Annotated in this window: 20 protein-coding genes; 10 read left to right on the forward strand and 10 right to left on the reverse strand. The window is 71.9% G+C overall.

Annotation, left to right across the window (positions count from 1 at the left end; all coding sequences use genetic code 11):
* The 4 genes from ACFY2K_RS40915 to ACFY2K_RS40930 all read right to left on the reverse strand — a co-directional run.
* On the reverse strand, positions 1-262 hold a 262-nt coding region (locus ACFY2K_RS40915), incomplete at its 3' end, for a hypothetical protein (protein WP_387717824.1).
* A gap of 30 nt (positions 263-292) precedes the next feature.
* A complete protein-coding gene (locus ACFY2K_RS40920) occupies positions 293-811 on the reverse strand; it encodes a DUF6879 family protein (protein ID WP_387717827.1) in 519 nt (172 codons plus the stop codon).
* 141 nt (positions 812-952) lie between these two features.
* A complete protein-coding gene (locus tag ACFY2K_RS40925) occupies positions 953-1,174 on the reverse strand; it encodes a DUF397 domain-containing protein (RefSeq protein WP_380528496.1) in 222 nt (73 codons plus the stop codon).
* Positions 1,171-2,016 (reverse strand): helix-turn-helix domain-containing protein, encoded by an 846-nt coding sequence (locus tag ACFY2K_RS40930; RefSeq protein WP_387717831.1) that lies wholly within the window; start codon positions 2,014-2,016, stop codon positions 1,171-1,173. The genes ACFY2K_RS40925 and ACFY2K_RS40930 overlap by 4 nt, the downstream gene beginning before the upstream one ends.
* A 312-nt stretch (positions 2,017-2,328) precedes the next feature.
* Between ACFY2K_RS40930 and ACFY2K_RS40935 the strand changes: the two genes are divergently transcribed.
* Genes ACFY2K_RS40935 through ACFY2K_RS40950 form a run of 4 tightly spaced genes read left to right on the forward strand, consistent with a single transcriptional unit; the run spans position 2,329 to position 3,892 of the window.
* Positions 2,329-2,721, forward strand: a complete 393-nt coding sequence (locus tag ACFY2K_RS40935; RefSeq protein ID WP_387717834.1) for an ATP-binding protein — start codon at positions 2,329-2,331, stop codon at positions 2,719-2,721.
* Positions 2,718-2,894: a hypothetical protein gene (locus tag ACFY2K_RS40940; RefSeq protein WP_387717837.1), complete on the forward strand. Its 177-nt coding sequence runs from the start codon at positions 2,718-2,720 to the stop codon at positions 2,892-2,894. Before ACFY2K_RS40935 ends, ACFY2K_RS40940 begins: the two co-directional genes overlap by 4 nt.
* Before the next feature lie 54 nt (positions 2,895-2,948).
* A complete protein-coding gene (locus ACFY2K_RS40945) occupies positions 2,949-3,389 on the forward strand; it encodes a hypothetical protein (protein WP_387717840.1) in 441 nt (146 codons plus the stop codon).
* A gap of 56 nt (positions 3,390-3,445) precedes the next feature.
* Entirely contained in the window at positions 3,446-3,892 is a 447-nt protein-coding gene (locus ACFY2K_RS40950) for a hypothetical protein (RefSeq protein WP_387717843.1), read from the forward strand.
* 6 nt (positions 3,893-3,898) lie between these two features.
* On the opposite strand, the gene ACFY2K_RS40955 is transcribed toward ACFY2K_RS40950, so the two are convergent.
* Positions 3,899-4,321, reverse strand: a complete 423-nt coding sequence (locus ACFY2K_RS40955) for a tautomerase family protein (protein ID WP_387717846.1) — start codon at positions 4,319-4,321, stop codon at positions 3,899-3,901.
* 35 nt (positions 4,322-4,356) lie between these two features.
* Complete coding sequence (locus tag ACFY2K_RS40960) at positions 4,357-5,058, reverse strand: SDR family oxidoreductase (protein WP_387717849.1); 702 nt, start codon at positions 5,056-5,058, stop codon at positions 4,357-4,359.
* A gap of 180 nt (positions 5,059-5,238) precedes the next feature.
* Between ACFY2K_RS40960 and ACFY2K_RS40965 the strand changes: the two genes are divergently transcribed.
* Positions 5,239-5,850: a TetR/AcrR family transcriptional regulator gene (locus tag ACFY2K_RS40965; protein ID WP_387717852.1), complete on the forward strand. Its 612-nt coding sequence runs from the start codon at positions 5,239-5,241 to the stop codon at positions 5,848-5,850.
* Positions 5,851-5,935: 85 nt separating this feature from the next.
* Here the strand turns inward: ACFY2K_RS40965 and ACFY2K_RS40970 are convergent, their stop codons facing one another.
* Both ACFY2K_RS40970 and ACFY2K_RS40975 read right to left on the reverse strand, forming a co-directional pair.
* Positions 5,936-6,358, reverse strand: a complete 423-nt coding sequence (locus ACFY2K_RS40970) for an SRPBCC family protein (protein WP_380529344.1) — start codon at positions 6,356-6,358, stop codon at positions 5,936-5,938.
* Between the two features lie 98 nt (positions 6,359-6,456).
* The gene (locus ACFY2K_RS40975) at positions 6,457-6,939 is read right to left on the reverse strand and encodes an SRPBCC family protein (protein ID WP_380529342.1); all 483 of its coding nucleotides are present in this window, start codon (positions 6,937-6,939) and stop codon (positions 6,457-6,459) included.
* 61 nt (positions 6,940-7,000) lie between these two features.
* Between ACFY2K_RS40975 and ACFY2K_RS40980 the strand changes: the two genes are divergently transcribed.
* The 3 genes from ACFY2K_RS40980 (at position 7,001) to ACFY2K_RS40990 (ending at position 8,879) form a co-directional block, all read left to right on the forward strand.
* Positions 7,001-7,600: a TetR/AcrR family transcriptional regulator gene (locus tag ACFY2K_RS40980; protein WP_380529340.1), complete on the forward strand. Its 600-nt coding sequence runs from the start codon at positions 7,001-7,003 to the stop codon at positions 7,598-7,600.
* A 65-nt stretch (positions 7,601-7,665) separates the two neighbouring features.
* Entirely contained in the window at positions 7,666-8,322 is a 657-nt protein-coding gene (locus ACFY2K_RS40985) for a formylglycine-generating enzyme family protein (RefSeq protein ID WP_380529338.1), read from the forward strand.
* 35 nt (positions 8,323-8,357) lie between these two features.
* On the forward strand, positions 8,358-8,879 hold the full coding sequence (locus ACFY2K_RS40990) for a GNAT family N-acetyltransferase (protein ID WP_375890100.1): 522 nt from the start codon (positions 8,358-8,360) through the stop codon (positions 8,877-8,879).
* On the opposite strand, the gene ACFY2K_RS40995 is transcribed toward ACFY2K_RS40990, so the two are convergent.
* Complete coding sequence (locus tag ACFY2K_RS40995) at positions 8,876-9,814, reverse strand: aminoglycoside phosphotransferase family protein (protein ID WP_387717858.1); 939 nt, start codon at positions 9,812-9,814, stop codon at positions 8,876-8,878. The two genes, ACFY2K_RS40990 and ACFY2K_RS40995, sit on opposite strands and share 4 nt — an antisense overlap.
* 43 nt (positions 9,815-9,857) lie before the next feature.
* Positions 9,858-10,439, reverse strand: a complete 582-nt coding sequence (gene soxR, locus ACFY2K_RS41000) for a redox-sensitive transcriptional activator SoxR (protein ID WP_375890103.1) — start codon at positions 10,437-10,439, stop codon at positions 9,858-9,860.
* 56 nt (positions 10,440-10,495) lie between these two features.
* On the opposite strand from soxR, the gene ACFY2K_RS41005 reads away from it, so the two are divergent.
* On the forward strand, positions 10,496-11,209 hold the full coding sequence (locus ACFY2K_RS41005) for a transketolase (RefSeq protein ID WP_387717861.1): 714 nt from the start codon (positions 10,496-10,498) through the stop codon (positions 11,207-11,209).
* A gap of 117 nt (positions 11,210-11,326) precedes the next feature.
* Positions 11,327-12,220 carry a transketolase family protein gene (locus tag ACFY2K_RS41010; protein ID WP_380529332.1) on the forward strand — a complete coding sequence of 298 codons (894 nt, stop codon included), beginning with the start codon at positions 11,327-11,329 and terminating at the stop codon, positions 12,218-12,220.

Here is a 12,220-nt window from a genome sequence, read left to right on the forward strand (position 1 = left end):
CGTCCAGGCCGGTGGTGAACTCCGTTTCCGCGTCGTGGTCGATCAGCAGCGGGGCGAGGGTGCGCAGCAGTGGGTACTCGGCGGCCGGGAGGCGGGGCCGCCCGGGGTGATTCAGGGGGTGGCGGGGTCGGTCGGTGACCGCTTCCGGCGTGCTGTGTAGTGGACGAATCCTTCGCTTTCCCGGAAAGTTCGGCGTTTCGGTGTCCTCGTCGATCTTCCAGTCCTGGATGACAAGGTCGGAGGTCGCCTCGTCGACCCACACGGTCGGGGAGTCACCGTCCGGGCAGGTTCCTCAGGTCAGCCGGAACTCCTGGTGGGGGACGGCACGTGCCCAGACGGCCTCGAAAGTCGACGCGCAGAGGCTCACGGCTTGCGGGGCGAGGGTGACTTCGTCGTCGACGAAGTCGCCCTCGCCACTGAAATGGTGGACCAAGAGGTGCTGCCCGTCGATGAGCCAGAAGTCGTTGCCGGGGAGTGCCAGGTCGGTCGCCTGTCGACGGGGAAGCCATCTGACCTGCTCGCCGGAAGCGATGTTGCGGAACGTGATCTCATGCTCGAACCGGATGTACTCGCTTGCCGGTTCGGAGATGATGCGGGCGCGTCGTACGTCGATGCCGCGAGTGGTGGTCTCCTCGATCAGCTGCAACCAAGGGCTCCACCAGGACGCCTGGTCGGCCGGATCGTCCCGTTGCCCGCTGAGCCAGCGGAGGAACAAGGGGTCGTCGCGCATATATCCGTCGCGCATCTCCAGATGGAGCGCCGAGCGGGTGCAGTTCCGCAGCAGGTCCTCAAGCGTGGGGGCTGACGCCACCGCTCACCTCCGGGAAGAACTGCATTATGTGCTTGGGTAATTCGATCACGGCTTCATGCTCGGGGACGTCCATGTGCGCGAGACGTGCCACAGCGGGTATCCGGGCGGCCCCGCGCGGTGCGCGGGGCCGCCCGGGGTGATTCAGGGGGTGGCGGGGAAGTCGTCGGAGCGGATGCCGGCGATGAAGGACTGCCACCCGTCGGGGGAGAAGGCGAGCGCCGGGCCGTGGGGGTCCTTGCTGTCGCGGACCGGGACGATGTCCGTGATGGCATCGGCTACTTCGACGCAGTTGTCGTTGGGGTTGCTGGCGCTTGCCTTCCTCCACTGGATGGGGAGCGCGGAGGCGACAGGGAAATGGGTCACTTGAGCATGTCTCTCTTCTGTGCGATGAGGCTACGAGACTGGTCGAGGTCCAGGGCGGTTGCCATGATCTCGTCGAACGCCGCTCGATAGATATCGACTTGGCCCGGGTCTTCAACCCAATCGCTGCTGAGCATGCCGCTGAGCAGAACCAGGTCGAGATCTCGTTGCCGGAACTCCAGGAGTGCGAACGAGCCGGTCATGCCAGGGTGCGGCGGAGCCATGGACGGCATGATCTGAATTCTGATGTTGGGGAGCTGACTGAACTGCAGCAGCTTGTCCAACTGGTCTGTCATGACCCCTGGGGCGGCGCCCATGGTCAGGGCTGCCTCGTGGATCACGGCCCACAGTTTCAGTGGGTTCTCGGACCGTGTGAGGACGGATTGCCGGTTGATCCGGACTTCCACCCGCTCTTCGACGCTGGGCTTGTTTATCACGCCGCTGGCGATGATGGTGTGGGCGTACTGGCGCGTCTGGAGGAGGCCGGGGATGTAGGCAGACTCGTACGACTTGTTGCCAACAGCCGTTTCTTCGAGCCGGATCAAGTCCGTGTAGAGCGGGTTCAGTTGCTCGTAGCCCGCCATCCAGCCCGGGCGGCGTTTGTCCCGGAGGATCTCGACGAGGACCTCCTTGAGCTCCTCGTCGCACTCGTAGAAGTCGAGCAGGGCGCGGACGACATCCGGCTTGAGCTGGACCCGGGCGTTCTCGTACCGGCTGAGCTTCACCAGGTTGATGCCGTCGACCTGGGCGGCGACCTCTTCGGCGGAGAGGCTCTTCAACTCGCGAAGCCTTCTCAGCTCGGCGGCGATGCGTCGGTACCGCACTGCTGGCACTGCGACTGCCATCTACGTAACCCCTCCATGACGTTCAAGGACCAGTGTGCATGCGAGTGGTGACGGTTCGCCACCATCGGCAACAGCCTAGAGGGCGCGCCTAGCCATCAGATCTGAAAGTTTTCATATTTCATCGACTTGCCTTGCGATCATTCGCGGCGATGCTCCATGCTGTGCGTGACGAAGCGCTGCCTGTGCGTGACATGCATGGCGTAAGGCTGTAGCGCACCCTCGTGAGGCGCTTCGTGTTGGACGCCTACGGGCGGCCGTCGTGGTCGCCCGGCCTTCTCCACTCATGTCATGTGCCTGGAAGGTGACTTCGCCATGTCTCGAACCTCCTCCACCATCTGGCTCCCGCGCAGCCGCCGCTCGTCCGCGATGGCCCGCCAGCTGCTCGCCGCTCTCCTCTCCTCCACCCCGCACGGCGAGCGCTTCCTCGACTCCGGGCTCGTCATCACCACCGAGTTCGTGACCAACGCCGTCCTGCACGGCACCCCGATCGGCCACCTCATCTACTTCTCCCTCGACGTCGACCCCACCCGCCTCCGTATCGAGGTCCACGACGCCCGGGGTGACCGCGTCCCCTCCCTCTCCTCGCCCGGTCTCGACGGCGAGACCGGGCGAGGCCTCCAGCTCGTCGACTCCCTCGCCAAGCGCTGGGGCTGCTGCCCGCGCCGGCCGATCGGCAAGATCGTGTGGGGCGAGGTGGCGGCGTGATCGACCGGCTCCGCGACCTCTGGTTCCAGCACTGCTCCCGCGCCCCCGTCGCCCGACTCCTCCGGGCTGAACGTCGGCGACTCGAAGTCGAGCTGGCCCGTCGACTCCCCTGCGCCTCCGCTGCCGTCCGTAGGCGGCTGCTCGCGGAGATCGGGGACGTCGAGCCCACCTGATCGTCCCCATTCCCGCGTGTTACGTTTGAACGCGTTCAAAGGAGGGGTGGAGGCATGGCCGTGGTGCCCACGAGTGCGCGGTGGTTGGCCGGGGTGGCAAGTGCGGTGCCCCTGGTGCCGTTGGTGCTCATCGCGCCGACGCGTGGGGCCGGTCTGCGGCTCTTCCTCTTCGCCGTCGGGCTGCTGACCGGTGCCGTCTGTGCCGTGCCGGTCTTCTACCGGCGTCAGGACCGGTTCCGGGTCGCGTGCGCGGCGGCCGGGTTCACGGTGGCCGCCGTGTGGGTGCCGCTGCTGATCATCGGCCTCCTGGCCGCGCTCGCCCTGGGCGGCTGGGCCTGGTTCCTGGCGTTCCTGCTCATGCCGGTAGCGGCGATCAGCGTGCTGATCGCCGCCTTCCAGCGGGCACGGGGGCTGGAGCACGGCCGGGCGGCGGTCGCCCTCGGCGGGCTCGCCGCAGCGGTCTCGGTGGCCGACTGGTTCGTTCTGGTCCTTTAGCGGGCAGCGCTCTTCAATGACTGCCCGGTCGGGCGCTACGTGGGTACCGTCGGCCCGTGATCGATCACGGAATCGCCTTCCCCCATTTCCGGCTGCACGTCGTGCCCGCGGTCGTCTCCCTGGCCAGCCCGACCTGGCAGCGGGAAGTGTGGCTCGACCGTAGGCAGTTCGAGAACCTCGACCACATCGTGCACGTGCTCTTCGACGACTTCTGCGACGCGGACGAACCCGAGCGCCATCTCGGCCTGAGCCTGCGCACCGAGGAGGAGGTCGCGCTGATGGCCCGGCTCGGCGCCGCGTACGGCGCGGTGCAGGACGCGGTCGGAGCCCAGGCCCCCGACGAGGACTTCCTGGATGCCCCCGGCTGGCCCGACGTCGTCGCGGCGGCGGCCCGGCTGGCCCAGGTGATGCTGGGCAATGACTACTTGGCGCCGGCGAAGCTGCACGAGGCCGGTCACACCTGGCCGCCCGGCACCGGGCGGGTGCCGGGCGGCACTTCCTAAGGCCGGTCAGTACGGCACCGGGCGGTTCTCCCGGACCCACAGCTGTTCGGCCTCGCTGTTGGACGGCGGAGGGGAGATCCCGTCCATCATCCACAGGTCGCGGGGCGTCTCGTCGACGTGGAACTCGCAGTACAGGCCGCGATCGGTGGTGTGGGGCGCGAGGACGGCGGCGAGCGCCTCCCGGGTGCGCTTGCGCAGGTCGGGGTCCTCGGTGTGGCGGGCGATGTGCTCGACCACGATCCGTACCGCGTCCTGGGTGGGCTGGTCGCCGACGTGGAAGTCGTCGGCGCCGATCTCGTGGAACAGCGTCATCACGTAGAACTTCGGCAGCCCGAAGCGGGTGTAGATGCCGGTGATGTCGGCGGCCATCCGCTGCTTCTGCTCGGGGCTGTAGGTGCCGCGGGGGTGGTAGACGTGCCACAGGGGCATGGGTGTTCTCCTCAGCGGTGCAGGGATGCGGCGGCTCAGCGGCGGAAGGGGACGGTCAGGCCCTCCACCGGCCCGGCGAGTGCGGCCTTGAACGACCGGGAGACGTCGTCGACGAGCACCTCGCGGTCGCCGCGCTCGATGCCGTCCAGCACGATGCGGGCCACCTCGTCGGCCGGGAGCTTGTCGACGGGCAGAGCTGCCACCATCTCGGTGTCGGCGAAGCCCAGGTGCACGCCGACGACCTGGGTGTGCTGGGCGGCGAGCTCCAGGCGCAGGGAGTTGGTGAGCGACCACAGGGCCGCCTTGGAGGCCCCGTACGCGCCCGCGCCCGCGCCCCAGGACAGTGCGGAGTGGATGTCGACGAGTGCCCCGCCGCCCCGGGCTGCCAGCACGGGCGCGAAGGTACGGGCGATCCGCAGCGGGCCGAGGACGTTGGTGTCGAAGGTGTCCTGGACGTGCCGCAGGTCGGCGGTCAGCAGGGCGCCGGGGTGCAGGACGCCGGCGTTGTTGAAGACGATGTCGACGTCCTGGGCCCGTTCGGCGAGGGCGGCCACCGAGGCGTCGTCGGTGACGTCCAGGGCGAGGACCTCCACCCGGGCGTCCTCGCTGGGGACGGGGGTGCGGGCGGTGGCGTAGACCTTCGTCGCGCCGCGGGCCAGCAGTTCTCCGACGAACGCCCGGCCGAGGCCGCGGAGGCCTCCGGTGACCAGCGCGGTGGAGCCTTCGATCACGGTCATGTGCGTGTTCCTCGCTCTCGGAAGGGTGGTGCCCCGTCGCCGGGGCTCCCCACTGGTTTTAGATTATGGCCATCATCTAAAATGGGCAAGGGAGCCCCGGATGGGAGAGTGGGACCGCCACCGGGAGCACCACCGGGGGCCGCCGGGACACCACCACAGGACGACGAAGGGAGCGCGGACATGCCCCGCGTCTCACGCGCCGAGGCCGAACGCCACCGTCAGGAGGTCATCGACCACACCGCCAGGCTGATCCGGGAGAAGGGCTCCGAGCAGGTCAGCGTCCCCCAGGCGATGGCCGCGGCCGGACTCACCCACGGCGGCTTCTACCGGCACTTCTCGTCCAAGGACGACCTCGTCGCCCAGGCCCTCACCGCCGCCTTCGCCGAACGCCGCGAGGCCATGGACGCGCTGGCGGACCCTGGTGCGGACGACGACCCCTCGGACGAGCGGCGCACCCCCCGCGCCGAGTTCCTCGCCCGCTACCTCTCCGCCCTCCACCGCGACCACCCCGGCCAGGGCTGCGCCGCCGCCGCGCTGGCCGCCGACGCGGCCCGGGCCGAACCCGGCGCCCCGCTGCGCACCGCCTTCACGGCCGGGCTGCGCGACCTGGTCGACGGCTTCCAGCAGCTGCCCGACCCGGCCGGGCGCGAGGCGGCGCTCGCCGACCTGTCGACGATGGTCGGCGCGCTGATGCTCGCCCGGGCGAGCGACGATCCGGGCCTGTCCGCCGAACTCCTCGCCGCGGCTCGGCGCCGCCTGACCGCGACGGGTGAGGGCGCACCGCAGGCCTAGGGTGGGGGCCTGCGCACGAGAAGTCGACCAGGTCGACTTCTCGTGCGCCGTGCACCGCCCGCCCGCCGCCCGCCCGCCGTCCGGCTCAGTTCGCGAAGCGCTCCCGCAGGGCGGCCAGACCGGCGGTGAAGACGCCGTGCACGCGCTCGGTGGACTCCTTGCGGTGCTCCGCCTCGATGTCGTACGTGACGCTCCACTCCACGAAGCTGGTGTCCAGCTCGGTCACCGGGGTGACCCGCAGGGTGGCGCGGTAGCGGTCGAAGTGGAAGGTGCCGTCGGGGAAGCTGTAGGTGTAGGCCCGGGCCTCGCCGTCGTAGGCGACCAGCATCTCGTTCAGGACGACGCCGTCGAACTCGAAGACCCGGACCGCGCCGATCGCGTTCCCCGTCAGCGCGTTGCCGAGCCGGCTCGTCGGCAGGTGGGGGTGCCACTCGCCGAGGGCGTGGAAGTCCCCGATCAGTTCCCAGACCCGCTCGGCCGGGGCCTCCACCACTGTGCTGACCGTCATGACCGCCATGGCCGTCGCCGCCTCTCGTCCGCTGATCCCGTTGGCAGGGAACCATCCTGGCGGTGCGTCAGCTGCGGACGCCAGAGGGCGTGCCGTGGTCAGCGGTGGGCCAGTCGGCGCAGCAGTCGTACGGGGGCGCTCCATCGTGCCGGGGAGTCCACGGTGGCGCCGCAGGCGCGGACGGCCCGGTCGAGGGAGTCCTCCAGCAGGGCGTCGTGCAGCCAGCGGAAGGCCAGCGGCCAGGTCAGCCGGCTCGGGCCGTGCAGGCGCATCGCGATGGTGTGGCGCAGCAGGGAGCCGCCGTTCGCGGGCTGGACGGTGAACTCGTGGAACCCGTCGAAGCCGCGCGGCCCGCTGAACCGGAACCGCACCCACCGGCCCGGCTGGTAGCCGACGACCCGGTAGCGGACCGGCCCGTGCCCGCCGGCGGCGCCGACCGCGAGCGGGCCGTCGAGCTCCAGCGGGGGCCAGTCGGGGCCGGGCCAGAGCCGGTCGTCCGGGCCGGCGAGGCCGTCGAGGAGTGCGCCGACCGTCGACTCCGGTGCCGGGATGGTGCGTTCGTGGATGTTGAGCACGGCCACAGCGGGTCCTCCTGGTTTTGGATGGGTCCCTCCAATTGAATTGGAGAGTACTCTCCATTGCATGCCCAGGCCACCCCGCCATGACGAAGCCACCCTCCTCGACGCCGCCGTGCGCCTCGCGGCCGTCGGCGGTCCGGCCGCCGTCACCATGTCCGCCGTGGCCCGCGAGAGCGGTGCGCCCAACGGCTCCGTCTACCACCGCTTCCCCCAACGCTCCGCCCTGCTGGCCGAGTTGTGGCTGCGCACGCTCGGGGAGTTCCACGACACCTACCTGCCGGTCCTCGCCGGGCAGGCCGAGCCGCGGCTCGTCGCCGGCGCGGCCGCCCGGCAGGTCGTCGCCTGGAGCCGGGCGCACCGGGAGGGGGCCGTCGTCCTGCTGCACGGCGCGGAGGCCTTCGGCCGGGCCGAGTGGCCGCAGGAGCAGCTGGGGCGCGAACGGCAGGCCGGGCGGCGGGTGCGGGAGGCGGTGGAGGGGCTCGCCGAGCGGCTCGGCGCCGTGACGCCGCTGGACCTCGACCGGGTCACCCTCGCGGTCGTCGGCCTGCCGCTCGCCGTCGTCCGGCCGCACCTGCACGCGGGCACCCCGCTGCCCGCGCACGCGGAGGAACTGGCCGAGCGCGGGGCGATCGACCTGCTGGGCGCAGTCGGGTCGAAGGGCTGAGTCGGGTCGAAGGGCCCGAGCCGGGCGGCCGGGGCGGCAAGGGCGGGGCCGTAGGATCGGCGATCATGGAGCCCCGTACCGGACCGATCGCCGTTCCGCCCGGCCGCGTGACGCTCTCCGACCGCCGCACCCAGCGGAGTTGGAGCGTCGAGGTGGCCCCCTTCGAGCTGGCGCCCTGTCCGGTCACCCGCGAGGAGTACGAGGGTCTCACCGGCGACCGCCGCCCCGCGCACAGCGTCTCCTGGCTCGACGCCGTCCGCTACTGCAACGAGCTGTCCCGGCGCGAGGGCCGCGCACCCGCCTATCGGATCGACGGCGAGGACGTCGTCTGGGACCGCACCGCCGACGGCCACCGGCTGCCCACCGAGGCCGAATGGGAGCACGCCTGCCGCGCCGGAACCGACGGGCCGCGCTACGGCCCGCTGGACGAGATCGCCTGGCACCGCGGCAACTCCGGCGAACGCCCGCATCCGGTCGGCGGGCTGCGGCCCAACGCCTACGGGCTGTACGACCTGCTCGGCAACGTGTGGGAGTGGTGCTGGGACTTCTACGACCCCGAGGTGTACGGCAGTTACCGCGTGCTGCGCGGCGGCGGCTGGTTCGACGAGCACTGGAGCTGCCGCGCCTCCGTCCGCCGCCGCAGCCATCCGACCCTGCGGATCGACGACGTCGGCTTCCGGCTCGCCCGGTCCGTCCCGGCCCCCGCCCCCGCCCCGGCCTGAGGAACGGTCAAACGATCTCCGTCGTTGGTGGCGGCATGGACCCAGAGAAGATCTTCCTCCGCCCGATAGCCGAAGCCGACCTCACCGCCCTGGGCGGGATGCTGAACGACCCCGAGGCGCTGGGCGAGTTCCAGTGGTTCGGCTGGGCGGATCCGGAGCGCTTCCGCCGCCGCTGGGCCGAGCACGGGCTGCTGAGCGAGGAGCAGTCGATCTTCGCCGTCGCCACCGAGGGTGAGTTCCTCGGCTTCGTCGCCGCCACCCGCAAGGCCGCGCGGCCGAACAACCCGTACTGGAGCATCGGCGCGCAGCTGATGCCGCAGGCGCGGGGGCGGGGCATCGGCACCCAGGCCCACCGTCTGCTGGTGGACTACCTGTTCGCGCACACCACGGCGGTACGGGTTGAGGCGGACACCGACATCGGCAACCTCGCCGAGCAGCGCGTCCTGGAGAAGCTGGGCTTCACCCGCGAGGGTGTCCACCGGTCGATGGTCTTCCGGGCCGGGGAGTGGCGCGACATGGTCTACTACGGCCTGCTGCGCACGGACCCCCGCCCTTAGGCGGTCCCGAACCACTCCTCGGCGAGGTCGTCCAGCGTCCGCGCCGATGGCCTCAACTCCCGCAGGTACCAAGGCAGGTTGCTGTACACGTGCAGCAGTGTGTACGCCATCAGCAGGCGCGGCTCGAAGGGGCGGCCGTAGGCGGTGAGCAGCCGCCCGAGCAGCTGCGGGTCGGCGCGGGTGGTGAACAGGCCGACGGCGACCAGGTCGTAGGCCGGGTCGCCGACCATCGCGGGCTCGAAGTCGATCAGGCCGGTGAGCCGCCAGCCGTCGGCCGGGTCGGTGATCAGGTGCTCGCGCATGAACTCGGTGTGCAGCAGGGCGCGTTGCGGGGTGGCCGGGAGCGGGGCGGTGGCGAGGAAGTCCGGGATCTGCTCCAGCCAGGCCTCGGGCAGACCGCGTTCACGCTGCCGGGCGAGGGCGCCCGCGCGCTGCCGGGCCAGGAAGGCCGGCCAGTCGCCGGGCGGGAGGGCGCCGGGCGGGAGGGCGTCGGCGAGCGGCTCCGCGTCCAGGGCGTGCAGGGCGGCGAGCGCCTCGCCGCAGTCACGGGCGATCCGCTCGCGTGCGCCCTGCGGGATGCGCGGCCAGGCGGGGGCCAGGCCCTCGCCGTGCAGGCGGGACATCAGGACGTAGCGCCAGCCGTTGACGTACTCGCCGGCCGCCCGGAGTGCGGGGGTGGGGACGGGGAGCCTGCCCTCCAGGAAGGCCAGGACGCGCTCCTCGGCCAGTGCCTCCCGGGCGGAGGGTGCCGGGAACAGCTTGAGCACGTGCTCGGTGCCCACCGCGTAGACCGGGACGGAGCCCTCCGCGAAGCGCTCCAGCACCGCCCCGCGGACGCCCAGTCGCGCGCACAGCGCCTCGGCTCCCGGGCGCATCACCGCTTCGTCGGCGAGGACCGCGTCCCCCTGCTCGTCCGTCTCCACCAGGGGCAGCATGCCCGCACTGTAGGCACACCAACGGCCCGTCGGCAAAGGCTTTTCAGCACCCAGGGCCCGCTGCACGCCGCTCCCGGGGGCCGCAGCCGTCCGGGAGGCCCGGCGGGGTGGGCTCCGGTCCGCTGTCCGGGTCGCGGGTGAGCAGGTAGCGGGCGCCGGGGCCGGCCTCGGCGGCGCGGTCGTCGGCGTTGTACAGGGCGCAGCGGGTGAGCGAGAGGCAGCCGCAGCCGATGCAGCCGGTGAGCTTGGCCTTGAGCCGTTCGAGTTCGGCGATCTGTTCGTCGATCCGGCCCCGCCAGGACTCGGCGACGACGTCCCACTCGGTGCCGCTGGGGGCGGGGCGTTCGGGCAGCCGGTCGAGGGCGACCCTGGCCTCGTCCAGGGAGAGGCCGACCCGCTGGGCGGCCCGGACGAAGGCGACCCGGCGCAGGGTGCCGCGCGGGTAGCGGCGCTGGCCGCCGGCGGTGCGGGTGGCGTGGATCAGGCCGAGGCTCTCGTAGTAGCGCAGCGCGGAGTGGGCCAGCCCGCTGCGGGCGACCAGCTGGCCGATGGTGAGCAGGTCGCCGGGGCGCGGGGCGGCGGTGCGCGGGGCAGCGGTGCGGGCGCTGCCGGGTATCGCGGTCATGGGCACTCACTGTAGCGGCTTGACCTCAAGTTCGCTTTAAGTTGCACGATCGACGCATGACGACGACGACCAGCACGGAAACCGCGGCCCGGGCCCGCTTTACGGACCTGCCGGGCCTGATGGCCCTGATGACCGGCGACGAGAAGCACGGCCCCGCCGCCACCTCCACCCTGGACGCCCTGTGGGTGCTGTACGACCGGGTACTGCGGGTCTCCCCGGACACCGCCGACGCCCAGGACCGTGACCGCTTCCTGCTCTCCAAGGGCCACGGCCCGATGGCCTACTACGCCGTACTCGCGGCCAAGGGCTTCCTCGACCCGGCCGTGCTGCCGAGCTTCGGCGGCTACGACTCGCCGCTCGGCCACCACCCGGACCGCACCCTGCTGCGCGGCGTGGAGATCGCCTCCGGCTCGCTCGGCCACGGCCTGCCGCTGGGCGTGGGCACCGCGCTCGGGCTGCGGGCCCAGGGGCTGGCGGACCCGGCGGTGTGGGTGCTGGTCGGCGACGCCGAGTTCGACGAGGGCTCCAACCACGAGGCGGTGGCCTTCGCCGGCGCGTACGGCCTGGACCGGCTCCACGTGGTGGTGATCGACAACTCCTCGGCCACCCACGGCTGGCAGGGCGGCATCGCCCGGCGCTTCGCCGCCGAGGGGTGGTCCACCGCGACCGTCGACGGCCGCGACCACGAGGCGCTGTACCGGGCGTACACCGCCGAGCACCCGGGGCGCCCGCATGCGGTGGTCGCCCGGGTCGAGCCCAAGGACTCCTGACCGGGCCGCAGGCCCCCTGGCCGCGCCGCCGGACCCCTGACCGCTCCGTAGAACTCCTGACCGCTTCGTAGAACCCCCGAGCGCACCGACCAGAGCGCAGCGAAAGGCACTTCACCGATGGACACCATGCGCGACCGCTTCGTCGACGTCACCACCCGACTGCTGGACGAGGACCCCCGACTGGCCGTGGTGCTCGCCGACATCACCGCCGCCGCCTTCGAGCCGGCCCAGCGGCGCCACCCCGACCGGGTGGTCAACGTCGGCATCCGCGAGCAGCTGCTGATCGGCGCGGCCGGCGGACTGGCGCTGACCGGGATGCGCCCGGTCGCCCACACCTTCGCCAGCTTCCTGATCGAACGACCCTGGGAGCAGGTCAAGTTGGACCTGGTGCACCAGGGCGTCGGCGCGGTGCTGGTGAGCGCGGCCGGCTCCTACGACTGGCCGGCCGGCGGCCGTACCCACATGTCCCCGGGCGACGTCGCCCTGCTGGACACCCTGCCGGACTGGACGGTGCACGTCCCCGGCCACCCGGACGAGGCCGAGCAGCTGCTGCGCGACGCCTACGCGGACGGTGACCGCAACGTGTACGTCCGGCTCTCCGCGCACCAGAACGCCGAGCCGGTCGCCGTCGAGCCCGGCCGCTTCACCACCGTCCGCACCGGCGGCCGCGGCGTGGTGCTGGCCGTCGGCCCGATGCTGGACGCGGTGCTCGCGGCCACCGAGGGCCTGGACGTCACCGTGCTGTACGCGGCGACGGTGCGCCCCTTCGACGCCGCCGGACTGCGCGCCGCGCTGGGCGACAAGGCGGACGCGGTGCTGGTGGAGCCGTACCTGGCGGGCACCTCGGCCAACGAGGCGCACGCGGCGCTGGGCGACCGCCCGCACCGGGTGCTGGCCCTGGGCGTGCCGCGCGAGGAGCACCGGCAGTACGGGTCGATCCCGGAGCACCTGGCCGCCTACGGCCTGGACGCCGCCTCGCTCCGGGACCGGATCGGCACCTTCCTCTGGTGA

The sequence above is a fragment of the Kitasatospora sp. NPDC001309 genome (assembly GCF_042896295.1).
Classification (GTDB): domain Bacteria; phylum Actinomycetota; class Actinomycetes; order Streptomycetales; family Streptomycetaceae; genus Kitasatospora.

Excerpts from the sequence above, each read along its gene's own strand:
- ACFY2K_RS40965 (WP_387717852.1), top strand. The coding sequence starts at position 5,239 with ATGCCCCGCGTCTCACGCGCCGAGGCCGAACGCCACCGTCAGGAGGTC.
- ACFY2K_RS40970 (WP_380529344.1), bottom strand. The coding sequence starts at position 6,358 with ATGACGGTCAGCACAGTGGTGGAGGCCCCGGCCGAGCGGGTCTGGGAA.
- ACFY2K_RS41005 (WP_387717861.1), top strand. The coding sequence starts at position 10,496 with ATGACGACGACGACCAGCACGGAAACCGCGGCCCGGGCCCGCTTTACG.
- ACFY2K_RS40990 (WP_375890100.1), top strand. The coding sequence starts at position 8,358 with ATGGACCCAGAGAAGATCTTCCTCCGCCCGATAGCCGAAGCCGACCTC.
- ACFY2K_RS40995 (WP_387717858.1), bottom strand. The coding sequence starts at position 9,814 with ATGCTGCCCCTGGTGGAGACGGACGAGCAGGGGGACGCGGTCCTCGCC.
- soxR (WP_375890103.1), bottom strand. The coding sequence starts at position 10,439 with ATGACCGCGATACCCGGCAGCGCCCGCACCGCTGCCCCGCGCACCGCC.
- ACFY2K_RS40960 (WP_387717849.1), bottom strand. The coding sequence starts at position 5,058 with ATGACCGTGATCGAAGGCTCCACCGCGCTGGTCACCGGAGGCCTCCGC.
- ACFY2K_RS40980 (WP_380529340.1), top strand. The coding sequence starts at position 7,001 with ATGCCCAGGCCACCCCGCCATGACGAAGCCACCCTCCTCGACGCCGCC.
- ACFY2K_RS40985 (WP_380529338.1), top strand. The coding sequence starts at position 7,666 with ATGGAGCCCCGTACCGGACCGATCGCCGTTCCGCCCGGCCGCGTGACG.
- ACFY2K_RS41010 (WP_380529332.1), top strand. The coding sequence starts at position 11,327 with ATGGACACCATGCGCGACCGCTTCGTCGACGTCACCACCCGACTGCTG.
- ACFY2K_RS40935 (WP_387717834.1), top strand. The coding sequence starts at position 2,329 with ATGTCTCGAACCTCCTCCACCATCTGGCTCCCGCGCAGCCGCCGCTCG.
- ACFY2K_RS40955 (WP_387717846.1), bottom strand. The coding sequence starts at position 4,321 with ATGCCCCTGTGGCACGTCTACCACCCCCGCGGCACCTACAGCCCCGAG.
- ACFY2K_RS40930 (WP_387717831.1), bottom strand. The coding sequence starts at position 2,016 with ATGGCAGTCGCAGTGCCAGCAGTGCGGTACCGACGCATCGCCGCCGAG.
- ACFY2K_RS40945 (WP_387717840.1), top strand. The coding sequence starts at position 2,949 with ATGGCCGTGGTGCCCACGAGTGCGCGGTGGTTGGCCGGGGTGGCAAGT.